The following is a 25,927-nucleotide window of genomic DNA, read 5'->3' on the forward strand; positions in this document are numbered from 1 at the left end:
CCCAGGGCGCCGGTCACAGGTACAGCCCGGCGTCGGCGCCGTCCCGTGGGTCCGGGAGCGAGGTCGGAGAGGTGCCCCGCTTCAGCGCGTACAGCTCGGCCAGGGTGGCGCCCTCGCGGCCCACGCCCTCGTCCGTGCCGAGCCAGCCGATCGCCTCCGGGCGGGTCAGCGGCCCCACCTCGATCCGGGCCAGACAGCGGCCCGGGCGGACCACGGCCGGGTGCAGCCGCTCCAGGTCCTCGTTGGTGGTGACGCCGACCAGGACGTTGCGGCCCTGGCCCAGCAGGCCGTCCGTCAGGTTCAGCAGCCTCGACAGGGCCTGGCCCGCGGTGTGCTTCGCCTCGCCCCGGATCAGTTCGTCGCAGTCCTCCAGGAGCAGCAGCCGCCAGCGGCCCTTGCCCGTGGAGTCGTCCTCGCCGATCGCGATGTCCATCAGATACCCGACGTCGCCGAACAGGCGCTCGGGGTCCAGCACGCAGTCGACCTGGCACCAGTCGCGCCACGAGCGGGCCAGGGTGCGCAGCGCCGACGTCTTCCCGGTGCCGGGCGGGCCGTGCAGCAGCAGGAGCCGGCCCGCGATGTCCTCCGGCGTCGTCTTCATCAGCCGGTCCATCGCGTCCGCCACCGGCGCCGTGTAGTTGGGCCGCACCTCCTCCCAGGTGCCCGCGGAGATCTGCCGGGTCGTACGGTGCGGTCCGCGCCGCGGGGAGACGTACCAGAAGCCCATGGTCACGTTCTCCGGCTGCGGTTCGGGTTCGTCGGCCGCGCCGTCCGTCGCCTCGCCCAGCACCCGCGCCGCCAGTTCCTCGCTGGTGGCGGTCACGGTGACGTCGGCGCCGCGGTTCCAGCGGGAGACGAGCAGCGTCCAGCCGTCGCCCTCCGCCAGGGTCGCGCTGCGGTCGTCGTCGCGGGCCGCGCGCAGCACCCGCGCGCCCGGCGGCAGCAGGGTCGCCCCGGACCGCACGCGGTCGATGTTCGCCGCGTGCGCGTACGGCTGCTCGCCCGTCGCGAAGCGGCCGAGGAACAGCGCGTCGACGACGTCGGACGGCGAGTCGCTGTCGTCGACGTTGAGCCGGATCGGCAGAGCGTCGTGTGGGTTCGCAGACATGCGGCCATGATCCGTCACCGCGGGTCGGCGTGCACCCGGTTTCCCCGTCGCGTCCCCGTTCCGTGCCGCCGTGGCACCGTGTGCCGACGAAACCCGCCCGGGCGGCGGTCACCCCCGTTACCGTTGTCCTCGATGGGACGTCATGGGTGGAATTCGGGGGCACGGCGGTGGCGGTTCACCGCGCTGCTCGGGGTGGGCGCGGCGGCTCTGGCCCTGATCGTGACCCTCGTGAGCACACTCCCCGGCAACGGCGTGGACACCGACGGCACCACACGCGACGGCGACAAGGTGCACGGCACCCCGACGGCCGCGCCGCACGCGCGCGACCCCGAGGTCGGCTGGGGGTTCACCCACACCCAGCACAGCGCCGACGAGGGCGCCCCGGCCGCCGTGGCACGCGTCGAGCGGCGGATCGCCGGCGACGGGGGACTGCCGCAGATCCAGCACCTCATGGGCTGGGGCGCCGACAACCCCGAGCCCGTGCGCGGCCGTTACGACTTCGCGGCGATGGACCGGCGCATCGACTTCGTGCGCGCCTCCGGCGGCACCCCGGTCGTCACCCTGTGCTGCGCGCCGGACTGGATGAAGGGGGGAGAGCCCGGCGTCGACGCCACCGACTGGAGCCAGGCGGCCCTGGAGACCGCGCCCGACCCCGAGCACTACGACGACTACGCGGCGCTCGCCGCGACGGTCGCCCGGCGCTACCCGGACGTACGGCACTTCGTCGTCTGGAACGAGTTCAAGGGGTTCTGGAACGACGCCGAGGCCCGCTGGGACCACGAGGGCTACACGAAGCTCTACAACCTGGTGTACCGGGCGCTGAAGAAGGTCGACCGGGACATCATGGTGGGCGGGCCCTACCTGGTGATGGACAGCGTCGATCCCCGCGCGCACGAGGCGTCCAAGGCGCTCACGGGCCCGTGGGGCGCCCTCGACCGGCGGACCGTCGACGCCTTCCGGTACTGGAACGAGCACAAGGCCGGCGCCGACTTCGTCGTCGTGGACGGCTCCAGCTACACCCGCGACGACGAGCTGCTGCCCGACGAGTTCACGGCCACGGAGAAGTTCACCGACGTCAGCCGCTGGGTGCGCGAGCAGACCGATGACCTGCCGCTGTGGTGGGCCGAGTACTACGTCGAGCCGGCCGACGGCGACGACGAACGCGAGGGCTGGTCCGAGGCCCGCCGGGTCGCCGTCCACGCCACCGGCCTGATCGCCCTGGCCGAGGGCGGCACCACCTCCGCGTTCTACTGGAATCCGGAGAACGAGAAGGGCACCGCCTGCGCGGGCTGCCTGTGGACACCGACCGACAGCGGGCGCGGTGGCGCGGAACTGCCCATGTACGGCCTGCTCTCCCGGTTCGGGAAGGAGTTCGGGCCGGGCACCCGGTTCGAGCGGGTGCCCGTGGACGGGGCGGGCGTACGGGTGCTGGCCACCGACGACACCGTGCTGGTCGTCAACACCCGCGACCGGCAGATCAGCGTCCGGGTCGACGGCAGGAAGGTCGCCCTGCACGCCTACCAGGTCGAGTGGCTCGAGCGCTGAGCCACCCGACCCCCGTCACTCGATCGTCAGGAACCGCTGCACCAGCGAGGCCAGCAGCACCGCCAGCAGCGGCAGCGAGAACCAGAAACTGCCCTGCAGCCGGCTCAGCTGCCGCACGCTCGGCGGGGTCGCCACCCGCACGATCTCCCGGGCCGCCAGCAGCAGGATCAGCGCCACCGCCGCCACACCGCCGACCACCGACCACGGCGTCCACGTCACCTGCGGCCCGATCGGCCCCGGATCGGCCTTCGGCACCGCGCCCGCCGGCTGCTCGCGCAGCGCGTACATCGTCACGTCCGCGTTGGCGAAGACCCGTTTCAGCTCCGGCCTGCGGTCCAGGTTCCCCAGCAGCCGGGTCTCCCAGGTCGGCGAGAAGCCCACGTCCAGCCGCAGGAACTCGACCTGACCGCGGCTGACCATCAGATACGAGTTCGGGCCCGCGTCCCTCAGCGCCTTCACCAGGCCCGACACCAGGACCGGGTCCGCCGGGGCCTGCGTCGGCAGATAGGAGACCTTCTCCATGTCCCGGGCGCCCCACGGCATCGCGGGCGTCACGTCCTCCACCGGGTCGCTGCTCAGCCACAGCAGCCGCAGACTCGGATCGTCGTGGGCGTACACGTACTCCATGGCGGCGACCTCGCCGGGCCGCACCCGCTCGAACGGCTCGTTGCCCCAGCGGGCCACCAGGAAGCCGCCCATGAGCACCAGACCCGCCATGAGCGCGGCCAGCGGGGCGAGGCTCACCCGGTCCTTCTCGCGCTCCTCGGCGGTGACGCCGGTGCGCGGGAAGAGCGCCAGCCCGGTGAGCAGGGCCGCCCCGGGCAGGGCGAACATGAAGACCCGCAGCGCCATCTCACCGCCGTACGACTGCATGCCGAAGCCGAGGAACGGCACGAAGGTCAGGACGAGCAGCGAGCGCTCCCGGTAGTGGTGGAAGCGCCGGCGCCACCAGCCCCAGCAGGCGAACGCCATCACCCCGCCGGCCAGCAGGACCCGGACGTACAGCACGAGCTGGTGGGTCGAACTGCCGCCCTCGATCCGGCCGGAGACGGAGGAGGTGACATTGCCGCCGACCCCGCCGACCCCGCCGAACAGCTCGTCGAAGTGCCCCGACCAGTACGGCTCGGCGAGGAAGCCGATCCACGCGGTCACCATCACGCCGAACAGGACGGGCAGGCCGCGCAGTTCGCTCCGGCCGACCAGCACCAGCGCCGTCACCACGCCCAGCATCACGAACGGCGTCAGTTGGTGGGCCGGGACACTCGCCGCGAACAGGCCCATCACGACCGCCAGCAGCACGGCCCGCTGCCGCCGGTTCGCCGGCTCCACCTCCAGCTCGCCCGGCCGGCGCCGCGACCAGATCACACGCGGCGCGCGGAACCAGACCAGCAGCACCGCCGCGAAGGCCAGGTACAGCAGATACGTGAAGCCCTGCGGGGAGAAGTAGTCCTGGCCCACCCAGCCGGCGAGCACGAACACCCAGATGCTGGTCCACTTGGCCCGCCAGCTCGCCCGCATATGGCGCACCAGCAGGAACATCGGGACCAGGTACAGCAGTTGCATGGCCGTCGGCCACCAGCGGACGACCTCGGTCAGATCCTCGACCCCGCAGGCCCGCGCGACGAAGGCGGCCGCCGCGAAGAATCCCGGCCAGCTCCAGCGTGCGTCCAGGTCCGGTACGGCCGAACCGGTGCGGTCGATGTAGTCGAGGAAGCCGAGGTGCTGCCAGGCGGTCGCGAACCGCGGCTCGGTCTCGATCAGCGCGGGCAGGGCGTGCAGCGACACCACCGTCGCCAGCAGGGTGAGCAGCAGCAGGGTCCGGTGCTCGCGGTTCAGCCACAGCAGCGAGGCGAACACGACGGCCAGCAGGGCCGCCCCCAGCAGCGTCGGCGGCGGCAGCACCGAGATCAGCCCGAGCCCGCCCATGCGGTCCAGGTCGCTCTCGCCGAGCCGTAGCGCGGGCACCCAGTACAGCAGCAGCGCCGCGACCAGCAGACAGCCCAGCACGACGCCCACCCGGGTCGGCAGCGGCCGCTCGCGCCGTCCGGCCGCGAGCCCGTCCGGCCGGACGGGCTCCTGCGGGGCGGGTCGTTCGGGTGCCGCTTCGGGGTCCGGCGGGGCGGCGGTCGCGTCGGGGTCCTCCACGGCGGCCGTCACCTCGCCCTTGCCCGCGTCGAACGCGTCCTCGAACGGCGCGTCCACCTCGGCGGGACCCGCCGACGCCTCCGAGCCCGGCTCCCGCCCCGATTCCGGCAGTTGCCCGGCCTCCGCCGCGCGGGCCCAGGTGGGCCGGTGCTCCGGGCGGACGCGTGGGGTGCCCGTGGGCGGGGTGCCCGGTCCCGGCCGGACGTCGGGCCGGCGTTCCAGATGGTCGAAGTCGACGTGGATGCCGAGCGCGAGGGTGTCGCTGTCCAGAGCCCAGCCGGGCCCGCGCCTGCGCGCCCCCGTGGACGCCTCCCGCGCCCCGAGGTCGGCCAGGTCCCCGTCGGGCGCCGCGTCCTCGGGCACGTCCGCCCCGGAGCCCCGCACCGTCCGGTACAGCCGGGGCGCGGCGATCGCCACGATCACCGAGAGCGCGGCGATCTCGGCGACCCCGGCGCCCGTCAACCCCATCCGGGGCAGCAGGAGCAGCGTCAGACCGAGCACCAGGGCGCACAACAGCCCCTGCAGCCACGCCAGTCCGGCCGTACGGCTCTGCGCGCGCAGGACCGCGAAGTACGTCTCCATGACGACCCGCAGCAGCCCGCCCACCGCGAACCAGCGCAGCAACGGGGTCGCCGCGTCCGCGTAGCCCGCGCCGAAGACGCCCAGGATCCAGGGCGCCCCGAAGAACAGCACCGCCGAGACCGGCAGCATGATGCGGGCCATCCGGGCCAGCGCCGCCCGGGTGTCGGCGGCCAGCCGCCCCGGCGCGTGCGAGCCCTCCACCGTCAGGGAGGCGCCCATGTTGATGGCGAGCAGGTTGACGGTGCCGCCGATGGTGGCGGTGATGTAGAAGTACGCGTTGTCCTCGGCGGAGACCCGGGCCGCCACGATCACCGGGATGAGGTAGACCACGGCCAGGGAGAACAGGGAGCCGGTGTAGTCCCCGGCCAGGAACCGGCCGACCTCCCGCAGCGACGGCGGGCGGGCGTGGTCGTCGGTGGCCGCCATGTGCCGGGGCACCAGTCGGCGGAACACCAGCCAGCCCAGCGGCAGCACCGACACCGCGATCGCCGCCACCCACGACACGAAGACGCCGGCGGTCGGGATCGCCACCGCGAACGCCACCAGCAGCCCCAGCTTCACCGCCGAGAACACGGTGTTGCCGACGGGCACCCACACCGCGCTGCGCAGCCCGGTCAGCACCCCGTCCTGAAGGGTGAGCACGTTCCAGGCGATGACGGCGGCGACGAAGAACAGCCCGTTCAACGGCCCGTGCAGGAACCGGTACGACGGCCCCCACAGGTCCAGCGTCAGCAGGAAGACCCCGGCGGCCAGCGCCACCACCACACAGCTTCCGGCGTACGTACGGAAGATCAGGCGGCCCGTCGTCCGCCCGGCCACCGGGATGAACCGGGCGAGCGCCCCGGTCAGCGTCACCGCCGTCAGCCCGGCGAGGAACTTCATCGCGGCGATCGCCGCCGACCCCTGGCCGACGGCGGACTCGGAGTAGTAGCGGGCGGCGGCCAGCCAGAAGCCCAGTCCCAGCACCGCCGAGACACCGGTGTTGATCATCAGGGCGTAGGCGTTGCGGAACAGCTGGCTGCCGCCTCCGGGGGACCTGCCCAGGCCGGGCAGGCGAAGGCGCCGCCCCGGCCGCTCGGGCGCCGGCGCGTCGGTCGAGGCGGGCTCGGTCGTGGTCGTCGTGTCAGACACGGGTACGGATGGCCTTCCGGCGGACCTGACGGGCTCTGCGGACCACGGCGTACCCCTTGGTCAGGGCGCGGTCCCTGGCGAACGTACGAGCGACGGCACGGCCTTCGACCAGCCGGCCGAACTCCTCGACGCCGGTGGTGCGGCGCACGGTGAGCCGCGTGAGCGCGTACGGCCCCTGCCGGCGGCGGGCGAGGCCGTTGTTGACGGCGAGCGCCTGGGTGTACCCGGTCTCCCGCACCGCCTCGCGCACCCGGCGGCTGGAGTAGCCGTACGGGTAGGCGAACGAGACCGGGGCGGTGCCCAGCTGGTCCGAGACGATCTCCTTGCAGAGGATCAGCTCCGAGCGCAGCCGGTCGTCGGGGAGCTGGTCCAGCTGCGGGTGGGTGTGGCTGTGGCCGCCGATCTCCACGCCGGCCGAGGCCAGTTCGCGCACCTGCTCCCAGTCCAGCATGGTGTCCAGTCCGCCGCCCATGTCGTGCGGGCCCTTGAGCCAGCCCGTGGAGACGAACACCGTGGCCGTGAAGCCGTGGGCGCGCAACACGGGCAGGGCGTGCCGGTGCACGCCCGCGTAGCCGTCGTCGAAGGTGATCAGCACGGGCCGCTCGGGCAGCGGCTTCCCGGAGCGCCAGTGCTCGGCGAGTTCCGCCGTCCGCACCGGCGTGAGCCCCAGGTCGCCGATCAGGGCCATCTGCTCGGCGAACGCCTCCGGTGCCACCGACAGTTCCCGGGTGGCGTCGTTCGGCGCGGTCGACACCGCGTGGTACATCAGGATCGGCACCGGCGTGTCGCTCATCCCGTCCCCCCTCCGGTGTCCGGCGATCCCTCGATCCCGGCCACCGCGTACGTGGCGCCGCCCCGGCGGGCGCGGACACTCCCGACGACGTACCCACCCGCTGCCGTCAGCACCCCCGCCACGATCGCGCCCGCCCGGCCAACGCCCCCGGGCCGGGCGAGCAGCGCGTCCCGCAGACCGCGCGCCACCCCGGCCGGCAGCACGCGCGTGGTGTACCGGCGTTCGGACTCCAGTCCCTTGTCCGCGCCGACACTGCGGGCCACCAGCGCCTTCGACAGGCCCTCCGCGTAGGTGCGGGTGCGGAAGTACCGGAAGCGCTCCCGCGGGCCGGGCACCCGGTGGTGGATGATCGCGCGGTCGTCGATCAGCAGCACCGCGTCGGGCCGGGCGCGGCTGAGCCGGATGCACAGCTCCGTCTCCTCGCAGCCCAGCGGCAGCCGGTCGCCGTCGCGGCCGATGCCGGTCGCGAAACCGCCCGCGACGTCGAACGCCGTACGGCGGAACGAGGCGTTGCCGCCGAGGACGTTGCGGACCTTCGTCCGGCCGCCGGGCAGGCCCCGGTAGGTGCAGCCCACGACCCAGTCGAACTCCTCCGGGAACCAGCCGGGCCGGCGGCCGGACGCCCAGATCGGCTCGGTGCGCCCGCCGACGGCCATGACCCGCGGGTCGTCGTACCCGGCCGCGAAGTACCCCAGCCAGTCCCGCTCGGCGACGGCGTCGTCGTCGAGGAACGCGACGACCTCGCCCCGGGAGGCCGCGATGCCTGTGTTGCGGCCGGCCGACAGACCGCGCGGGCCTGCGTTGGCCAGCACCCGCACCTCGGGCGTCTCCTTGTACTCCTTGGCCAGCCGGTCCAGGAGCGCCCGGTTGTGGTCGACGACCAGCAGGGTCTCCAGGGCCGGATACGCCTGCGCCCGCACCGAGGCGACCGCGGCGAGGATGTCCTCCCAGCGGTCCTCGGTGTAGACGCAGATCACGACGGAGACGCCGGGACCGCTCAAGACGTCTCTCCCCGGGCCTGGGAGCGCGAGCCGACCGAGGTGAGGACGGGGGAGTGCGCGGCGGCGCTGCGGCGGCGCAGCGCACGCCGGTTGGAGCGCTCCTTGAGGATGACCCGCAGCACCCGCAGCCCGTCGCGTACGGCCCGCAGATTGCTGGTGCCGTGGATGCGGAGGTACTCGTGGCTCGGTATCTCCTGCACCTTCAGCCCCGCCTTGACGACCCGGATGTTCATCAGGGTCTCCACCTCGAAGCCGGTGCAGTCGAGGTCGATCTTGTCCAGGCAGTGCCGCCAGAACGCGTTGTATCCGTAGCAGAGATCGGTGTAGCGGGCGCCGAACTTGCGGTTGACGGCCGTGCACAGCGCCCAGTTGCCCAGCTTGCGGATGAGCGTCATGTCGTCGGTGCCGCCGCCGTTGGCGAACCGGGATCCCTTGGCGAAGTCCGCGCCCGAGACCAGGGCGGAGACATAGCTCAGGATCTCGTTGCCGTCGGCGGAGCCGTCCGCGTCGACCATGACGATGATGTCGCCGGTGGCCGCCTCGAACCCGGTGATCAGGGCGTCCCCCTTGCCCTTGCCGCGCTGGCGCACGACCTTGACCTCGGGCCACAGCTCGCGGGCCACCGCGACCGTGTCGTCGGTGGAGTTGCCGTCGACCAGGACCACTTCGTGGATCCAGTCCGGCAGGGTCTTGAAGACGTACGGAAGGTTCTCCGCCTCGTTCATGGCCGGGATCACCACGCTCACGGGCGGTGCGATGGCCAGGTGCGAGGAGACGGGCCGGTAGCCGGCCGGTGACGGATCATGGCCCGGGACCGCCGGGCGCAGCACAGAACTCATGAGTCGGTCCCTCTCGTCCGGTGGACCGCCCGCCCCTGGGCGGCCCGGTGAAGTGTCCGGTTCGAAAGGGGGGTTGTGTCACCCGAGCACGGCGACTGGCTCTCCCCGTGCGTGCGGTGAGCTGGCATGTCTGGCCGGCCACCCGGAAGTGCGGCGGCCGGTCGCGCGGCACGACTCGGTCGAAGATGCGGACACCTTCACCGAGCACCCCCCTACCGCGTCCCGCTCCGGTGCCGTCCTGCGGTCCTCGGTCCCTCCCCTGGAGCCGCGGGCCGACCGTCCGATGCGAGTGAGATGTACGACGGTATTGATGATTGCGCCTTTATGGCAAGAGCTGGAACCAGCTCTCACATTTTTGTTGGTTTGGCCGTTACGTACGTGCCGAGCGGATCCTTCCCATACGTTTCAGGAACCGGTCCGCCGGCCCGAAGAGTTCCGGCCGTGACTGCACGGTGTTGCGCAGCGCCCGGACCGGGGCACGCCGTGCCCGGTGTCCGAACGCGATCGGGTGACGCCGGGTCACCCACCCCTCCGACACCGTCAGCTCGCGTGTCTTCAGGGAGTCCTTGTACTCCTTCTGGCCCCGGCCGAGATCCAGGTGCGCGATGCCGTCGGCGGCGGCCGCCTCGGCCATGCGCAGATGCAGCACCAGGCCCGGCGAGTACTTCGAGAACGCCGGGTCGTAGGCCGGGAACCAGCAGGCCAGGATGCGTTCGCTGCGCAGCCCGAAGTGCGCGGCGATCGGAGCGCCGTCCGCGTACAGCACGGACAGGACGCCCGCGAACGAGTCCGAGCGGGTGTGGAACAGGTGCTCCACGAGCCGGGTGATCCACTCCTGGGCGAAGCGGTCGCTGCGTCCCGTCCTGCGGTACTGGGCCGACTTCCAGGACATCAGGGTGCGCAGCGCGGCGGGATCACGCTCGTCGTGCACGTACCGCACGCCCTCGTGGTCGCGGGCCAGCTTGCGCTCCTTGGCCAGGGTCGTGCGGGTGAACTTCGGCGCGTGCTCGCGCAGATGGGCCAGATAGGCGTCGTACCCCTGGTCCACGTCCATCACGGGCGACGGGTAGCCGCCGGTGGCGGCCGGCGCGAACGCCGTCTGGCCGTCCACCAGGTGGTCGAACTCCCACACGGCGAGCCCGCACGCCTTCAGCAGCTCCTGGGCGTCGACCGTGAACCCCGGCCGGTGCACGAGGCCCTGGGCGTCCGAGACGCCGAGGCCGATGGCCCGGCCGACGCCGGTGGCCGTCCGCTGGAACGGCAGGAACGCGGCCGGTTCCCCGCCCTCCCGGACGACCGCGATCCGCACCCCGCGCCGGCAGCGGCCCACGGCGAGCGCGAACTCCGGCGACAGGAAGGGGTTGCCCAGCTCGGGCGCGCCCTGGAGATGGGCCTTGGACTGGATGGAGGACCAGGCCGCCCGGTCGGCGGCGCTGAGCTCGCCGGGGCGGTACACGCTGATGTCCACGTCAGACCGTCCGCTCTCGGGTCATGCGGCCGCATGGCCGCCGTACCGTGACCAGCAGGAGGATGAGCGCGCTGATCGTGGTCACCGCCACGATCCCGCCGCGCACCGACCACTGGTGCAGGGCCAGCATGGCCTGGGCCACCAGCATGTCGAGGACGACCGCGCCCGCGACCGAGGCCACCACACGGCCGAAGGGATCCAGCCCGCGCAGCGCGGCGGCGATCGCCGCGGCCGGTGCCGCGAGCAGGAAGAACAGGGTGAACGGGCCGCGCAGCGGCGAGTCGGAGCCGGCGAGCGCGAGCACCGCGCCGATTCCCCCCACAGCCGTCGCGGCGCCCGCGAGCAGTGGCGTCAGGTCCCTCCCCGGACCCGGTCGCGCACGCTCGGCGTCGTCGGACACAGCTGGTGTGCCATGGATGGTCTGCATGGGCGACTTTGCCCCCCGAAGCGCCGGATGCCGGGCTTCAATGTGGCTCAGGGGCATATCGGCCGTCAAGATGCCGATGGCCCCTTGACAACGGTTCGTCCTCGGTGTGAGCGGGGACGGCCCCCGGGGGCGTGACGCCTCCGGGGGCCGGTGGTTCAGGTGGTGCGGGGGCGTTTCATCGGACGAGCTTCAGCAGCCGGTTCGGGGAGCCGCTGCCCGGGCTGGTGACCACGTCGGCGGTGGCGCCCGAGGTCAGGGCCGAGGCGACCGCGGCCGGGGTGGCCGAGGTGTGGCCCGCCAGGTAGACGGCGGCCGCTCCGGCGACGTGCGGGGTCGCCATCGACGTACCGGAGATGGTGTTCGTCGCGGTGTCGCTGGTGTGCCAGCCCGCCGTGATCGAGGAGCCCGGCGCGAACAGGTCGAGCACCGAACCGTAGTTGGAGTAGCCGGCGCGGGCGTCCGTGCTGGTGGTGGCCCCGACGGTGATCGCCTGGGTGACCCGCGCCGGGGAGTACGAGGAGGCGTTGGCGCTGGAGTTGCCGGCCGCCACGGCGTAGGTCACGCCGCTGGAGATGGAGGTGCGGACGGCGGTGTCGAGGGCGGTGGAGGCGCCGCCGCCGAGGGACAGGTTGGCCACCGAGGGACCGGAGTGGTTCGCCGTCACCCAGTCGATGCCCGCGATCACGCCCGCCGTGGTGCCGGAGCCGTTGTTGTCCAGCACCCGGACCGCGACGACCTTCGCCTTCTTGGCCACACCGTAGGTGGAGCCGGCGATGGTGGTGGCCACATGGGTGCCGTGGCCGTTGCCGTCGGAGGCGGTGGTGTCGCCGTCGACGGCGTCGTAGCCGTAGGACGCGCGGCCGCTGATCTGCTGGTGGGTGATGCGCACACCGGTGTCGATGACGTACGCGGTCACCCCGCCGCCCGCGCTGTCGGGGTAGGTGTAGGTGCCCGAGAGCGGCACGGCGCTCTGGTCGATGCGGTCCAGGCCCCAGGGGGCGCTGCCCTGGGTGGTGTCGGCCAGGCGGACGGTCTGGTTCTGCTCGACCGACGCGACGGCCGGGTCGGCCGCGAGTCTCTTCGCCTCGGTGGCCGAGAGGGTGGCGGAGTAGCCGTTCAGCGCGGCGCCGAACGTCTTCCTCACGGTGCCGCCGTACCGCTTGACGAGGCTCTTGCCCGTGCTGGAGGCGGCCTTCAGCCCGGCGGTCTCCTTGAGCGTGACGATGTAGCTGTCCTTGACGGCGGTCGGGGAGCCGGCGGCCAGGACCGTGCCCTCGGCCGGGGCGGCCTGGGCGGGCAGCGAGCCGGTCCCGCCGACGAGGGCGGCGGCGGCCAGGGCGGATATCGCGGCGTACCGGAGCTTGGTGCTACGCAGTGGTGCCATTACGAGGGGGTCCTCCTCAAGGCGGTGCGCAGGGGTGGTGCGCGCACATGTGGGGGGTGCGTACGTCGTCGCACGCACAGCCCGGTGCGGGGAGTCCCGCGCCGGGCCGAGGTCAAGGCTCCGCAGAGTCCGTGCGCCGGACAAGGGAGTTGACGACCTGTCCATGACCTTGTCATGTACGCGAAATGAAACACCGACGCGAAGGGGTCGTTCGAGCAGGTGGTGCCCGAAAAAGTTTTGGCATGGACACTTCCACTCAACACGCGTAGTTGGTACGACGGTTACGGCAGAGATCCTGCTATAGGGAGGTTCCATGAGACGTTCCCGACTTTCCGTACACGTCGCCTCACTCCTCCTCGCCGTCGGCACCGCCCTCACCGGGGCTGCCACGGCGCAGGCCGCCGACACCGCCGCCGCGGGCGGCTACGTGGCACTCGGCGACTCCTACTCCTCGGGCCTCGGCGCCGGCAGCTACCTCAGCAACAGTGGTGACTGCAAGCGCAGCTCGAAGGCGTACCCGGCCCTGTGGGCCGCCGCCAACTCACCCTCGTCCTTCGACTTCACGGCCTGCTCGGGCGCCAAGACGGGTGACGTCACCGCCAGTCAACTCGGTCCGCTCAGCTCATCCACCGCACTGGTGTCCGTGTCCATCGGCGGCAACGACGCCGGATTCGCCGACATCATGACGACCTGTGTGCTCCAGGGCGACAGCGCCTGCGTCTCCCGCATCAACACCGCGAAGGCGTTCGTCGACTCGACCCTGCCGGGCCGGCTGGACACCGTGTACAACGCCATCCGCTCCCGGGCACCCGCCGCCCGGGTCGTCGTCCTCGGCTACCCCCGCTTCTACAAGCTGGGCGCCTCGGGCTGCGTCGGCCTGTCCGAGACCAAGCGCCGGGCGCTCAACGACGCCGCGGACCACATCGACGCCGCCATCGAGAAGCGGGCCCGTGACCACGGCTTCGCCTTCGGCGACGTACGGACCACGTTCGCCGGGCACGAACTGTGCTCCGGCAGCCCGTGGATGCACTCCGTGAACTGGCTCAGCATCTCGGAGTCGTACCACCCGACGGCCGCGGGCCAGTCGGGTGGATATCTGGCGGCGCTCAACTCCGCCGGCTGAGCGATTCGGAGCGACTACGCGTCCGGTGACGAAGGCGAGACCCCGCCCGACGGGGTCTCGCTCGCACACGTCACCGAGAACGGCACCGACGCGGACTTCGTCCGCACCGGATCGCGCACCTCGACGGCGATCCCGCTCGCGAAGGTGCCGCTCCCGTCGTACGTCGTCAGGAACACCCTGTCCTGCCGGGTCCGTTCGCCGTCCGCCGGGAACGACAGGGTCTTCCAGTCCTCGTCCAGGACGTCGCCGTCCTCGGACACCCAGCGGTAGGTGACCTGCGCGGGCAGCCTGCCCACCGTGAACGTCGCCGTGAACACCGGAGCCTGGCCGCGGGGCGGCGGGCAGGCTCCGGAGTAGTCCGTGTGGGAGCCGGTCACCGACACCCGCACGGACTGCGGCGCGGCCGACGGCGACGCGCTCCGGCTCGGACTCGGCGTCGGGGTCGGCTTCTTGGTGGCGGGCTCCTCCTTCGTGCCGGTCGCCGTCGTCCGCCCGCCCGTCGCCGTGGCGGTCTCCCCGCCGGCGGCCTTCCCGCCGTCGCCGCCCCGGTTCAGCAGCGCGTACGTCAGTCCCCCCACCGCGAGGGCCAGCACCACGACGCCCGCGACCAGCACCGGCGCGGCACGGCGGTCGCGCCCGGAGCGCACCGGAGCCGTGCCGGCTGCCTGGGCGCCGGTGGGCCGGGTCGGGCCGGGCGGCGGCACCGGGGCCGTCGGGGCGGTCCCGGACGGCGCCGGGAACGCGGCGATCGTCGGGGCGTACGCGGCCGCCCCCGCGCCGCCGCCGGGAAGCGTGCCCCCGGCCGCGACGAGCCGCAGATCCTCCTGCGCCCGCGCCGCCGGCAGCCGCTCGGCCGGATCCTTGCGCAGCAGCCCCTCGATGACGGGGGCCAGCGGCCCCGCCCGGCGCGGCGGCGGCAGCTCCTCGTCGACGATGGCGCGCAGGGTGCTGAGCGGCGTGTCGTGACGGAACGGCGAGTTGCCCTCCACGGCCGCGTACAGCAGGACGCCGAGCGACCACAGGTCGGACTCCGGGCCGGGCGTGCGGCCCAGCGCCCGCTCCGGCGCGAGGAACTCGGGGGAGCCGATGACCTCGCCGGTCATGGTGAGCGCCGAGCTGCCCTCGACCATGGCGATGCCGAAGTCGGTCAGCACCACGCGATCGTCGTTCGACAGCAGCACGTTGGCCGGTTTCACATCCCGGTGCAGCACGCCCGCCCCGTGCGCGGCCCGCAGCGCGGACAGCACCTCGGCGCCGATGTGCGCCGCCCGACGCGGATCCAACGGCCCGTCGGCGTCCAGCAGTTCGGCCAGCGAGATGCCCCGGACCAGCTCCATCACGATCCACGGCCGCCCGTCCTGGGTGGCCACGTCGTACACCGTGACGACATTGCGGTCGGCGACCCGCGCCGCCGCCCACGCCTCGCGCTCCAGCCGGGCGTACATCCGCTCGACGTCCGAGGCGGCCAGCCCGGCGGGCGCGCGGACCTCCTTGACGGCCACCTCGCGGTGCAGCAGCTCGTCGCGGGCCCGCCACACGGTCCCCATGCCGCCCTCGCCGAGCGGGGAGAGCAGGCGGTAGCGGCCCGCGATCATCCGGTCGGCACCATGGTCCTCGGACACGGGCATCCCCCCTTCGCATCCGTGCGCATTCTCCACAAAAGTAGCTCAGCCGAGTGCGGACGCCGCCCCCTGGACGACGAGTCCGGCCCCGATCAGGACGACGAGCACCGCGGACGCCAGCGGCGCCGTACGGCGGACGAGGACCGTCACGGGATGGGTCAGCGCGCGCGGACGCCGGTCCAGCACCCGCATCGCCCCTGTACCCAGCCGGACGACGGCGAACCCGGCCGCGGTGAGCGTGAGCGCCAGCCCGGCGCCGTAGGCCACGACGAGCAGCAGCCCGAACCAGGCCTTGCCGAGGGCGGCGGCGCCGACCAGCACGACGACGGCGGACGGGCTGGGGACGAGCCCCCCGGCGAAGCCGAGCAGGATCGTGCCGCGGAGGGTCGGGGCGGTGGGGTGCGTGTGGGGGACACCCCCGTGGGTGTGGGTGTGACCGTGTTCGCCGTGTTCGTGCACGTGGTCGTGGTCGCGGGGGTGCGGGTGCGCGTGGTCGTGGGGATGGGGGGCGACCGGGGCGGCGGACGGTGCCGGGGCGGTGCCGGCGGGGGCGCCGACCAGCACCGGCCGGCGCGCGGGGGCGTGGCCGGCCGCGGGCTCCCCTGGGTGCGGGTGCGGGTGCGGGTGCGGGTGCGGATGCGGGTGGCTGTCGTGGTCGTGCGGGTGCGCGTGGCCGGGACCGCGCGCACGCCAGGCCCGGCGTGCCAGGGTCACGCCCGCCGCCGTCACCAGGGTGCCGCTCGCCACCCCCAGCCAGGTGATCACCGAGGGCGCCGCCGCCGAACCGGCGGTGACCAGCAGGCCCAGTGTCACCACGCCCAGGGTGTGGGTGACCGTCACCGAGGCGGCCAGCGGCAGGACGTCCCGGGGCCGGGCCCGGCCCCCGCGCGCGGTCGCCACCGCCGCCATCATGGTCTTGCCGTGCCCCGGGGCGAGCGCGTGCAGCGCGCCGAGGAACAGCGCGAGGAGCAGGGCGAGCGCCGCGAAGCCCACGGTCAGCTCGCGGCGGGAGACCAGGTCGTCCAGGGCCCGCGTCCAGCGGTCGGCGCCGCGCGGCAGGACGGAGGAGGCCTCCGGGGCGTCCTCGCCGGACGCGGCGAGCGCCGGACCGCCGGGCCGCACCCGCAGGGACGCGGTCCGTGTGTCGGCGGGGGACGACAGCAACGCGCGCGGATAGGCGGTCAGTTTCCCCGAGGCCGACTCTCCCGGCACGTCCGAGGCGGTCAGCGTCGTCCGGTCGCCGCGCGCCGTGATCTCCCGCCAGCCGGGCCCGCTTCCGCCGCCCGCGCCCCGGAACTTCAGGGCCAGCGGCGCGCGTTCGGGGAGCGGTGCCGTCAGCTCGCATTCCACGCGGAGCGTGTCGAGCCCCGCCTGGCCGGGCCGCACACGCGCGTGACCGCCCGTCACCTTCAAGCGGACCGTGCGGCCCTCCACGGTGACCTCGCTGTCCCGCGCCGCGCTCGCGCAGCGCTCCCGGGCCCAATTCGTCAGGCCCGCCTTCTCGATCGCGGGCCCGGCCTGGGTCGCCGGGATCTCGGCCAGGTCCTCGACGTGGTCGACGCGCAGCTCTCCGGGGGCGACGACCAGGCCGTCGTACCGGTTGACGGTGAAGTTGCCGAGGGGGTGCGCGCTCGCGGGCGACGAGGGCGCCAGGGCGAGCGCGCAGGCCGCCGTGAGGACGGCGGCGCCCGAGGCGGTGAGCCGGCGAAGGGTCACTGGTCCGCCTCCAGGGCCTTCAGCGCCGCCCGCGCGTCGCGGGCGCCCAGCGGTGCGAAGCCCGGGTTCAGCTTCAGGGCGGCCCGCAGACGCGTGCGGGCGTCGTCCGCGCGGCCGGTGGCGCGCTCGATGATCCCGCGGTGGTACAGGAACACGGCGTTGCGATAGCCGGTGGCCGTGGCCCGGCGGGCGTACGGCAGGGCCTCGTCGTCCTTGCCGTTGACATGCAGCGCCCAGGCGAGGGCGTCCGCGGTGTGCACCGTGCGGCGGCGGTCCCACTCGGCGCGGGCCGCCCGCAGCGCGGCCGCCCTGTCGCCGTGGTCGGCGGCCGCCAGCGCGGTGTCGAGGTCGGCGTCCACGCCGTTGGCGCGGGCCAGGGACGTCCAGGCGTCGACCAGGGCGTACTGGTCGGCGGCGGCGGCCCGGTCGCCTGCCGCCTCGTACAGCTCGCCGAGGGCGACGAGCGGGCCGGGCAGCGGGAAGCGGGCGACGACGTCCTTCAGGCCCGCGATCGCGCCGGCCCGGTCCCCGTTCGCCGCCTGCGCGCGGGCCCGGCCCTCCAGCGCGGGGACGTAGTCCTCGTCGGCGGCGAGCGCGCGGGCGTAGTGGGTGAGGGCCGTGCCGTACTCGCCCTGGTTCCAGGCGAGCTGGCCCAGCTGGGTGGCGACGTAGGCGATGTCGCCGGGGGCGGACGCCGAGGACAGCGCCTGCTCCAGCACGCGCCGGGCCGTACGGACGTCGCCGCGCAGTTCGTGGACGTACGCGTACCGCGTGAAGACCGGGATGCCCGGGCGGCGGTCGTCGGCGGTGTCCGCGGCCTCGGCGGCGTCACGGTACCGGCCGAGTTCGACCAGGGCGTCCACCCGGACGCACAGGGCGCGTTCGCTGTACGGGTTCTCCTTCAGGGCCCGGTCGGCGTTCGCCAGGGCCCCTTCGAAGTCGTGCCGGGCGGCCGCGAGGGCGGCGCGGCCGGCCAGGGCCTGGTCGTTGCCGGGCGCCAGCGCGAGGGAGCGCTCGAACGCCCGCTCGGCCTGCGGATAGCGGGAGGGGTCGCCCTTGGTCCGGGCCTGCTCGACGTAGGCGAGGCCCAGGGTGGCCCAGCCGCCGAAGTCCCGCGGCTGGGACCGCAGATGGGACTGGAGGGCCGTGATGCCCGCGTCCAGGTCGCCGGAGGCGAGGAGACCGGGGGAGACGGCCGCCGAGGCGGGCGCGACCCGCGGGGAGGTTCCGTCGCCCCCGGCGCCGAGCGCGACCGAGCCGCCGGTGACGGCCACGGCCAGCAGGGCCGCGCACCCGGTGAGGTGCAGGGCGCGCCGGCGGGCGGCGGCGAAGCGGCGCAGCGCGGCGACCCGGCCGCCGTCCTGTGGCCCGGCCCCGGCGTCCGCGGCCGTCCCGTCCTCCGGTGGCCCCGCCCCGTCGCCCCCGGACGGGGCCGCCGTGTCCGGACCCGGGTCACGCTCGGGCGTGGGGTCCTGCGGGCTGTCGTGCGTGGGCGGGGCCATGCCCTCTCCTCGGTGGGTCTCGAAACGGTGGGCTCGAAACGGTGGTGCTCGAAACGGTGCTGCCCGGGTGGTGCGGCGCGGCCCGCGCCGTGGGGGATGGGTCCGCGGGCCGCGCCGGGTCGACGATCGGCGGCCGGCTAGTACGCCCGGTCCCGCATCCGGCGCCACCACAGCAGGGCGCCGCCGATCAGCAGGATGCCCAGGGCGCCGGCGCCCGCCGATCCGGCGATCAGCGCCGTGTTCTCCATACCGCCGGACGCCCCGGCCGGCTGGAGCGCGTCACCGAGCTGGCTGCGGACGTCGGTCTCGCCGTCCGTGCCCTTGGCGAGCGGTCCGCGCGAGCCCTCCGTCGGCAGGGCCACGTACGGGAAGGACTTCTCGAAGTGCTTGTCGTTCTTGTCGACCGCGTCACCCAGGTCGTTCTTGGAGCCCAGCAGTTCGCCCTCGACGACCTGGAGGGAGGCGTCGATCACGTCGTCGGTGAGCCGGCGGCCGTTCGGGAAGCCCGCGTTGTCGCCGTCGAGCACGCCGAGCCGCTTGGGCTTGTCGGTCGGCTTGATCGACGTGTTCAGGCGCAGCATCTCCGACGGCGTCACGTGCGGCGGCTGGTTGAGGCCCTTCACGCCCTTGAGGAAGACGTCCACCAGGTCGTTGCGCGGCTCGGCGGGCGCCGGGATCTTGTAGATCGCCTCGATGAGCTTCGGCAGTTCCGGGTTGGTGACGTTCTTCAGGAACTTCGCGTCCTCCCAGGGCGAGGACGCGTTGAACCGGTCCTTGTCCTTCAGCGGGTTGACGACCTCGTTGACCAGCGGGCTGCCCAGGCGCGAGACCTGCTCGTAGTACCCCTTGGCGTTCTTGCGCTGGGTCGTCGACCAGATGCCGACGATCGGCTGGTCCGCCGACTCGGTGAGCATGTGGTTCGGGACCTGCAGGGCTATGGAGTTGACGTTGTAGCCCTTGAGGGTGTCGTTGCCGACCTCGGAGAGGTTCCCGCCGTACAGCAGGTCGAAGACCCGCAGGTCCAGGAAGAACGGGTCGTCGGCCTGGCCCGCGAACGACGAGGTGCCGCCGTGCAGTTCGTGCACGGCCTCCTCGCGCAGCTTCGCGTAGTCCGGCATCGACGCCTTGCCGACGTTCGACGGCGCCACGGGGACGTCGTTGGCGATCTTCGTCTTCGAGACCAGGTGCTGGTCCTTCAGCTTCAGCAGCTCGACGTCGTACGTCTGCGTGATGTTGAGGTCGGGGTCGTCGAGGCTCTCGACGGGTCCCGTGTTGTAGAGGAACGTCTTCTTGTTCTTCGTGTGCGTGTCGAAGGTGAAGCGGTAGAGCAGCTCGCCCTGCGCGTCCCCGTTGTTGTCGATGTGGATGTCGTACTGGGCGTCCTCGGCGAACGGGAAGAAGTTCGGTCCGCCCGCGGGCTCCTCGAACGGGATCCAGTTCGCCACGATCGTCGTCGTGTCCGGCTTGTCCGGGCTGACGAACGCGTACACGTCCGTGTTGTCGTACTGCGGTGTCCCCGAGATCAGCGGGGCCTCGCGGTGGCTGGAGGCGGAGGCCGCCCCCGGTTCCAGCGCGGTCACACCGGCGGCTGCGAGCCCGCCGGCGGCCAACGCACCGCATACGAGGGTCGCGAGTCCCCTGCGTCCCGCCCCGCTCCTGGAAGTAGGTGTCATGCCGTCCGTCCTCAGTGCCAACTTGCCTGACGCACCGGGATTCGGAGTGGGGGCGGGGCCGGATTGGTCGATCCCCAAAAGAATTTCCGTGCTCTTCGGACCCGCTTTTTCGGCTTCTCGATCCGTAACCCCATCCGGAGGTGTGTCTGTTGCGAAGACCTCGTAGGACGGGACGGCCGAGATGCGGTCTGGCTGGAGGGGGAGACGAGTTGGACGCGGACGAGCTGCTGGTGCTCGTGGCGGGCGGTGACCAGAAGGCGTTCGAAGACCTGTACGGGCTCGTGTCCGGACCGGTCTACGGACTCGTACGGCGGGTCGTGCGCGATCCCGCCCAGTCGGAGGAGGTGGCTCAGGAGGTGCTGCTCGAACTGTGGCGGTCGGCCGCGCGGTTCGACCCGCGGCGGGGCAGCGCCCTGTCCTGGGTCCTCACCCTCGCCCACCGCCGCGCCGTCGACCGGGTGCGCAGCGCCCGCGCCGCAGGCGAGCGCGAGCAGCGCGAGGCCCTGCGCTCCGGACAGCCCGCCTTCGACCATGTCGCCGAGGAGGTCGAGGCCGGGCTGGAGCGCGAGTGGGTGCGCCGCTGCCTCGAACGCCTCACCGCCCTGCAGCGCCAGTCCGTCACCCTGGCCTACTACGACGGCTACACCTACCGTGAGGTCGCCGAGCGGCTGTCCCTGCCGCTGGGCACGGTCAAGACCCGGATGCGCGACGGACTCACCCAGCTGCGCAAGTGCCTGGGAGGAGTCGCGTGAGCTTCGTCGCCCGCCTGCTGAGGCGCGAGGACCTGCACTCCCTCGCCGCCCCCTACGCCCTGGACGCCCTGGAGCGGGCCGAACGGCGGCGTTTCGAGAAGCATCTGAGCACGTGTGAGATCTGCGCCGCCGAGGTGCGCGCGCTCACCGAGGACGCCGTCCGGCTGGCCTGGTCGACGGCCGCGCCCCCGCCGGCCGCCCTGCGCGAGCGGGTGCTGTCCGCCGTACGGACCCTGCCGCAGGAGGGCGCCGGGGCGCCGGCCCGCGCACGGTCGCCCCAGTTGCCGCCGCATGTGTGGGGCAACCAGCCACCGCCGCGCGGCCGTTCGGTCCGGCGCCCGCTGTTCGTGCCGTTCGCCACCGCCACCGCCGCCGCGGCACTCGTCGTCGCCTCCCTGTTCGCCGTCCAGGCGAACGAGGCGCGGGACGATCTGGCCGCGCAGCGGGCCCGGGCGAGTGAGATCGCTAACGTTCTGGGCGCGCCCGACGCCCGCGCGAGCACCGGCGAGGACGCGAAGGGCCGGCGGATCGGAGTCGTGGCCTCCGCATCGGAGGGGCGCGCGGTCGTCACTCTGAGCGGATACGGACAACCCCCCGGCGGCCGGGTGCATCAGCTCTGGCTCATGCGCCCCGGCGCGCAACCGCGCTCCCTCGGGCTCTTCGACCGCGACACGCCCCTGATCGCGTCCGGTCTGGACACCTCGTCGACGTCACTCGCCGTGACCGTCGAGCCCGGCGGAGGATCTCCGCAACCGACCAGCCAGCCCATTGTCCAACTCGCCCTGAAATCGGTCGGATTCGGAGAGTAATCGCCTACGGGTCGTCAACACCCTTACGGGGAAGGTGAATCCTGTGACCGCGATACACGCGTGCTCCACCGGGACGATAGGGTTAACCTGCCCGGGCCGGGTGGACTCGTACGGGTGGGGAGTGACATGGATCAGATAACAGTGCGCAGCAGGGCCAGGGTCCCTGCGATCACCTGCGGGAGCAGCGCGACCAGTTCGCGCCTCGACCGCCATCTCTCGGTGCTGGCGGGTCCCGCCGTGCCCCAGCGGGAGGCGGCCGAGGCGACGTCACTGATGCGTGAGCTGACCACGCGGGACACCGTGCACGAGCGCAGTGACCGGACCGCGCGCGTACGCCGCGTCTCGCTCTTCGCCCCACTGCGCAGGCTCCGTCGCTCGCTGTTCGGCGGACACTGACCCGCACGGGTCACCGCCGAGCGACGTCTTCAGGCCCGTACCCGGCCGGCCCCTCCGTCCCGGTGCCGCCGCGCTGTCGCCGCCGTCATCCCCACGGCACCGCGGTGGCGTCCCGGAGTGCCACCCGGGTGCGGGCAGTTCCCCCGGAATCCACTCCCGCGCTCCCGGCCCCCGTCCTCCCCGTGTCACGGCCCGGCCCCGCCACGGAGGGCGACGGGACCTTCGCCGTGCTCCCCGCCGGACCCCTCAGCCCGCGCCGCGCGCGTACCGGCGCACCGCCAGCGGCACGAACACCCCGAGCAGCACCGCGCACCAGGCCAGTGAACCGGCGACCGGGTGCGCGACCGGCCAGGCCGCCCCGTCCGGCACCGGCGCGTTCCCGAACAGGTCCCGCAGTGCCGTCGTGACCGCGCTGATCGGGTTCCACTCGGCGACCGTGCGCAGCCACCCCGGCAGCCCGTCGGCCGGGATGTAGGCGTTGGACAGCAGCGGCAGCAGGAACGTCGCCCCGCCCAGCTGCCCCGCGGCCTCCTCGCTGCCGGTGAGCAGCCCCAGGAACACCCCGACCCATGTCATCGCGAACCGGAACAGCAGCAGCAGCCCCAGCGCGCCTGCGGCTCCGAGCGCGGACCCCTCGATCCGCCAGCCCACCGCGAGCCCCGTCAGCAGCAGCGGCACCGTCCCCAGCGCCGTCACCACCAGGTCCGCGACCGCCTGCCCGAGCGGGGCCGCCGCCCGGCTCATCGGCAGCGTCCGGAACCGGTCCGTCACACCGCGATGCGTGTCCTGCGCCGCCTGGAACATGCCGGTCATGATCCCGTTCGCGGCGGTCGCCACCAGCAGACCCGGCAGCAGGAAGGACCGGTACCGCTCGCCGGGCATGGCGAGGGCGCTGCCGAAGACGTACCCGAAGAACAGCAGCATGCTGATCGGCATCGTCTGGGTGAGGATCAGCAGCCCCGGATTGTTCCGGACCCGCCGCAGCTGCCGGCCCAGCATCGCGCCGCCGTCGTACACCAGTGCGCTCATGCCGCACGCTCCTCGGTCAGGCGAAGGAAGACGTCGTCCAGGGTCGGCGGCCGCAGGCTCGCGTCCACCAGGGGCACGCCCGCCGCGTCGAGTTCCCGGACGAGGCGGGGGAGGGTGAGGGTGCCGTCCCGGGTGAGCGCGCCCACGGCCCGCCGCTCGGGGTCGAGCGAGGGCTCGGCGCCGGTCAGCCGGTCCAGCACGGCGGCGGCGTCCACCATCGTGTCCACGTCGCCGACCACCACCTCGACGTGCGTGCCCAGGACCGCCTTGAACTGCGCCGGAGAACCCGTGTGCGCGATCCGCCCCCGGTCCATCAGCGCGATGTCGTCGGCGAGTTGATCGGCCTCCTCCAGATACTGCGTGGTCAGCAGGACGGCCGTGCCGTCCGCGGCCAGCTCCCGCACCGCCTCCCGGACGCGGCCCCGGCTCGCCGGATCGAGCCCGGTCGTCGGCTCGTCCAGGAAGAGCACGTCGGGCCGGCGGACGAGGCTCGCCGCGAGGTCGAGGCGGCGGCGCATCCCGCCGGAGTAGGTGGACGCGGGCCGGTCGGCGGCCTCGGTCAGCCCGAAGCGGCCCAGGAGTTCGTCGGCCCGCTCCGCCGGACCGCGCACCCGGTGCAGCCGGGCGAACAGCCGGAGGTTCTGGCGGCCGGTCAGATCTCCGTCGACGCTGGCGTACTGGCCGGTGACCCCGATGTGGCGGCGCACGGCCGCCGGATCCCGGAGCAGGTCGTGCCCGGCGACCCGGGCGGAACCGGCGTCCGGCCGCAGCAGCGTGGCGAGCAGCCGTACGGCGGTGGTCTTGCCGGCGCCGTTCGGCCCGAGGAGGCCGCAGACCGTGCCGCGCGCGACGGCGAGATCGAGCCCACGCAGGGCCTCCACCTCTCCGAACCGTTTGCGCAGACCTTCACTAAGTACAGCGTACGTAGAAGTCATGGCCCGACCATAGCGCACTACGTACGGTGTACGTAACTAGGATGGAGGCCGAGGTGATGATCCATGGCCGGCAAGGCGTCCGTACCGAGCGTGATCTGGGCGCGACCCGAGCGGACGGGACGCGGCCCCCGGCCCGCGTTCACCCGCGCGGACATCGCGGCGGCGGCGGTGCGCATCGCCGACGACGGCGGGCTCGACGCCGTCTCCATGCGGCATGTGGCGGCGGAACTCGGCTGCGGCACGATGTCGCTCTACAACTACGTCCCCCGCAAGGAGGACCTGTACGAGCTGATGATCGACGCCATCGGCGCCGAGCACGAGATCCGACCGCCCTCGGGCGACTGGCGGGCCGACATGATCCGCAACGCGCTGGAGACCCGCGCGATCATGCACCGGCACACCTGGGCGCCCCGGCTGATGTCCGGGGTGTACGGCTTCAGCCCCAACAGCCTGCGCTACCTGGAGCACTGCCTGGACTGCCTGGAGCCGCTCGACGCCCCCTACAGCGAGAAGATGGAGCTGGTCGCGCTCCTCAACGGCGTCGTGACGACCTACACGGCGAACGAGATCGCCACATCCGAGCGCACCCGCTCCATGCCGTGGTCCGAAGAGGAGGAGAACGCGGTCCGCATCGCCTATCTGGGCGGCCAGGTCGCCACCGGCGCCTACCCGAGGCTCGCCGCCGCCTTCATGGAGAGCAGTGGCCCGATCGACCTGGAGGGGGTGTTCCGGCGGGCCCTGGAGCGAGTGCTGGACGCCTTCGACCCCGACCGCTGACGGCTCAGATCAGCGCGAGCTGACCCTCCGGGCCCTCCTCCTGCCCCTCCAGCACCGACGCCGGCCGGCGCGCCGCGTGCGGGACCGGCAGCACCCCGGCCGCCCGCAGATCCGCCGCCGTGACCGTGGACTCCAGGTCGTCGCCCAACGGCTCGGACTCCGCCAGCAGGGCCAGGACCGTGATGAGTTCCAGCAGCTCCGAGGTCCACTCCCGCGGCCAGGCCGCCGGGCGGATCGCGGCCAGCGTGCCCGGTTCCGGGGCGGCCGTACGCGCCGCGAACCACTGCTCCAGCACGCGCTCCCCGCCCACCGTGAAGTCCCAGGCGGACGCCGGTACGGGCGAGACACGGCCCTCGCCGAGCGACAGGACCTCCTCGGCGCGGTCGTACTCCAGGGCCGGCGGCCGAGGCGGCAGGGGGGCGCGGACGTACGGGCGGCGCCCGCCGGGCAGCTTGGGGCGGTCGCCGTCGCGGCGCATCAGCCACAGGAGCCGCCGGCCCGCCCGCACACCCCGCGCCCACAGCCCGGGGTCGTCGGTGAGCGGCACCCGCAGGTCCGGGCGGACGGCCGCGAACGTCCAGGCGAGCACGTCGAACGGCTCGACCGGGACACCCAGGCGGCCTTCGAGGTACTGCGGCAGGCCCGGCGCCAGATTGGGTTCGGTGCCGTGCGGGCGCCGGTAGAGGGGGCGGACGCGGCCCGGCCGGACCAGCGGGAGCAGCGAGGTCGCCAGCAGCCCGGACTCCGGTGTCTCCACGACGAAGACCTGCCGGTCGTCCGCCACCCGCCACAGCTCCGGCCGGGCCGCGTCGATCAGCCGGTGGTCGGGGATGAGCCACTGCTCGTCGAACGGGGCGGCCAGGACACGCACCGGCTCCGGACAGGGGCCACCGGCCCGCAGCAGCTTCCCGGTGCCGGTCGCCTGACCGGGCAGCTGCGCGGCCGCCGAGTGCAGGGTGCGCGAGCGGGTCGGCTCCAGCAGGGCCTCCCGGTCGGCACCCTCGGCCTTCACGAACGCGTCCCAACGGGCCTTCAGGGACGCCGCGTCGGGGCCCGCCGGCCAGCCCCGGCCGAGCCGCGGCGGTGCGACGGACCACGGCATGAGGTCCGCCAGCGGCGGAGCGTCGTCGTGCGTCACGCCCGGCATCGTACGGCCTGGAGGCCGCCCGG

Annotated in this window: 21 protein-coding genes; 6 read left to right on the top strand and 15 right to left on the bottom strand. The window is 73.4% G+C overall.

What is annotated here, in order from left to right; translation table 11 throughout:
- Positions 1 to 13: 13 nt before the first annotated feature.
- On the bottom strand, positions 14 to 1,108 hold the full coding sequence (locus tag ACFV46_RS26915) for a DUF5925 domain-containing protein (protein WP_376729661.1): 1,095 nt from the start codon (positions 1,106 to 1,108) through the stop codon (positions 14 to 16).
- A gap of 132 nt (positions 1,109 to 1,240) precedes the next feature.
- Between ACFV46_RS26915 and ACFV46_RS26920 the strand changes: the two genes are divergently transcribed.
- Positions 1,241 to 2,653, top strand: coding sequence for a xylan 1,4-beta-xylosidase (locus tag ACFV46_RS26920; protein ID WP_385500078.1), 1,413 nt, complete (start codon positions 1,241 to 1,243; stop codon positions 2,651 to 2,653).
- Between the two features lie 15 nt (positions 2,654 to 2,668).
- Here the strand turns inward: ACFV46_RS26920 and ACFV46_RS26925 are convergent, their stop codons facing one another.
- The 7 genes from ACFV46_RS26925 to ACFV46_RS26955 form a co-directional block, all read right to left on the bottom strand.
- Complete coding sequence (locus ACFV46_RS26925; protein ID WP_385500080.1) at positions 2,669 to 6,511, bottom strand: lipopolysaccharide biosynthesis protein; 3,843 nt, start codon at positions 6,509 to 6,511, stop codon at positions 2,669 to 2,671.
- Positions 6,504 to 7,304 (bottom strand): polysaccharide deacetylase family protein, encoded by an 801-nt coding sequence (locus tag ACFV46_RS26930; protein ID WP_385500081.1) that lies wholly within the window; start codon positions 7,302 to 7,304, stop codon positions 6,504 to 6,506. The genes ACFV46_RS26925 and ACFV46_RS26930 overlap by 8 nt, the downstream gene beginning before the upstream one ends.
- Entirely contained in the window at positions 7,301 to 8,305 is a 1,005-nt protein-coding gene (locus ACFV46_RS26935) for a glycosyltransferase family 2 protein (protein ID WP_385500083.1), read from the bottom strand. The genes ACFV46_RS26930 and ACFV46_RS26935 overlap by 4 nt, the downstream gene beginning before the upstream one ends.
- Positions 8,302 to 9,144, bottom strand: a complete 843-nt coding sequence (locus ACFV46_RS26940; protein WP_361931890.1) for a glycosyltransferase family 2 protein — start codon at positions 9,142 to 9,144, stop codon at positions 8,302 to 8,304. Before ACFV46_RS26940 ends, ACFV46_RS26935 begins: the two co-directional genes overlap by 4 nt.
- A 370-nt stretch (positions 9,145 to 9,514) precedes the next feature.
- Complete coding sequence (locus ACFV46_RS26945; protein ID WP_385500085.1) at positions 9,515 to 10,612, bottom strand: GNAT family N-acetyltransferase; 1,098 nt, start codon at positions 10,610 to 10,612, stop codon at positions 9,515 to 9,517.
- A 1-nt stretch (position 10,613) separates the two neighbouring features.
- On the bottom strand, positions 10,614 to 11,039 hold the full coding sequence (locus ACFV46_RS26950; protein ID WP_385500086.1) for a hypothetical protein: 426 nt from the start codon (positions 11,037 to 11,039) through the stop codon (positions 10,614 to 10,616).
- Between the two features lie 175 nt (positions 11,040 to 11,214).
- Positions 11,215 to 12,423 carry a S8 family peptidase gene (locus ACFV46_RS26955; RefSeq protein WP_385500089.1) on the bottom strand — a complete coding sequence of 403 codons (1,209 nt, stop codon included), beginning with the start codon at positions 12,421 to 12,423 and terminating at the stop codon, positions 11,215 to 11,217.
- A gap of 313 nt (positions 12,424 to 12,736) precedes the next feature.
- On the opposite strand from ACFV46_RS26955, the gene ACFV46_RS26960 reads away from it, so the two are divergent.
- Positions 12,737 to 13,546, top strand: coding sequence for an SGNH/GDSL hydrolase family protein (locus tag ACFV46_RS26960; RefSeq protein ID WP_361931879.1), 810 nt, complete (start codon positions 12,737 to 12,739; stop codon positions 13,544 to 13,546).
- Between the two features lie 14 nt (positions 13,547 to 13,560).
- Here the strand turns inward: ACFV46_RS26960 and ACFV46_RS26965 are convergent, their stop codons facing one another.
- From ACFV46_RS26965 to ACFV46_RS26980, 4 genes are all read right to left on the bottom strand, one after another.
- Positions 13,561 to 15,174 carry a serine/threonine-protein kinase gene (locus tag ACFV46_RS26965; RefSeq protein WP_385500090.1) on the bottom strand — a complete coding sequence of 538 codons (1,614 nt, stop codon included), beginning with the start codon at positions 15,172 to 15,174 and terminating at the stop codon, positions 13,561 to 13,563.
- 39 nt (positions 15,175 to 15,213) lie between these two features.
- Entirely contained in the window at positions 15,214 to 16,884 is a 1,671-nt protein-coding gene (locus ACFV46_RS26970; protein WP_385500091.1) for a nickel transporter, read from the bottom strand.
- Entirely contained in the window at positions 16,881 to 18,386 is a 1,506-nt protein-coding gene (locus tag ACFV46_RS26975; RefSeq protein ID WP_385500093.1) for a tetratricopeptide repeat protein, read from the bottom strand. Before ACFV46_RS26975 ends, ACFV46_RS26970 begins: the two co-directional genes overlap by 4 nt.
- Positions 18,387 to 18,523: 137 nt before the next feature.
- Complete coding sequence (locus ACFV46_RS26980; RefSeq protein ID WP_385500096.1) at positions 18,524 to 20,059, bottom strand: DUF4331 domain-containing protein; 1,536 nt, start codon at positions 20,057 to 20,059, stop codon at positions 18,524 to 18,526.
- Positions 20,060 to 20,268: 209 nt separating this feature from the next.
- Here ACFV46_RS26980 and ACFV46_RS26985 point away from each other — a divergent pair, with 209 nt between their 5' ends.
- From ACFV46_RS26985 to ACFV46_RS26995, 3 genes are all read left to right on the top strand, one after another.
- Positions 20,269 to 20,811 carry a sigma-70 family RNA polymerase sigma factor gene (locus ACFV46_RS26985; protein ID WP_062670759.1) on the top strand — a complete coding sequence of 181 codons (543 nt, stop codon included), beginning with the start codon at positions 20,269 to 20,271 and terminating at the stop codon, positions 20,809 to 20,811.
- Positions 20,808 to 21,620 carry an anti-sigma factor domain-containing protein gene (locus ACFV46_RS26990; protein ID WP_385500098.1) on the top strand — a complete coding sequence of 271 codons (813 nt, stop codon included), beginning with the start codon at positions 20,808 to 20,810 and terminating at the stop codon, positions 21,618 to 21,620. Before ACFV46_RS26985 ends, ACFV46_RS26990 begins: the two co-directional genes overlap by 4 nt.
- A gap of 126 nt (positions 21,621 to 21,746) precedes the next feature.
- Positions 21,747 to 22,016: a hypothetical protein gene (locus tag ACFV46_RS26995; protein WP_151783248.1), complete on the top strand. Its 270-nt coding sequence runs from the start codon at positions 21,747 to 21,749 to the stop codon at positions 22,014 to 22,016.
- Positions 22,017 to 22,262: 246 nt separating this feature from the next.
- Here the strand turns inward: ACFV46_RS26995 and ACFV46_RS27000 are convergent, their stop codons facing one another.
- Both ACFV46_RS27000 and ACFV46_RS27005 read right to left on the bottom strand, forming a co-directional pair.
- Positions 22,263 to 23,045, bottom strand: a complete 783-nt coding sequence (locus tag ACFV46_RS27000) for an ABC transporter permease (protein ID WP_385500100.1) — start codon at positions 23,043 to 23,045, stop codon at positions 22,263 to 22,265.
- Positions 23,042 to 23,980: an ATP-binding cassette domain-containing protein gene (locus tag ACFV46_RS27005; protein WP_376729675.1), complete on the bottom strand. Its 939-nt coding sequence runs from the start codon at positions 23,978 to 23,980 to the stop codon at positions 23,042 to 23,044. Before ACFV46_RS27005 ends, ACFV46_RS27000 begins: the two co-directional genes overlap by 4 nt.
- A 63-nt stretch (positions 23,981 to 24,043) precedes the next feature.
- On the opposite strand from ACFV46_RS27005, the gene ACFV46_RS27010 reads away from it, so the two are divergent.
- A complete protein-coding gene (locus ACFV46_RS27010) occupies positions 24,044 to 24,757 on the top strand; it encodes a TetR/AcrR family transcriptional regulator (RefSeq protein ID WP_361931855.1) in 714 nt (237 codons plus the stop codon).
- Positions 24,758 to 24,761: 4 nt separating this feature from the next.
- Here the strand turns inward: ACFV46_RS27010 and ACFV46_RS27015 are convergent, their stop codons facing one another.
- Positions 24,762 to 25,904, bottom strand: coding sequence for a type ISP restriction/modification enzyme (locus ACFV46_RS27015; RefSeq protein ID WP_385500103.1), 1,143 nt, complete (start codon positions 25,902 to 25,904; stop codon positions 24,762 to 24,764).
- Positions 25,905 to 25,927 lie beyond the last annotated feature (23 nt).

It is taken from the genome of Streptomyces sp. NPDC059852 (genome assembly GCF_042731455.1).
Lineage (GTDB): Bacteria > Actinomycetota > Actinomycetes > Streptomycetales > Streptomycetaceae > Streptomyces.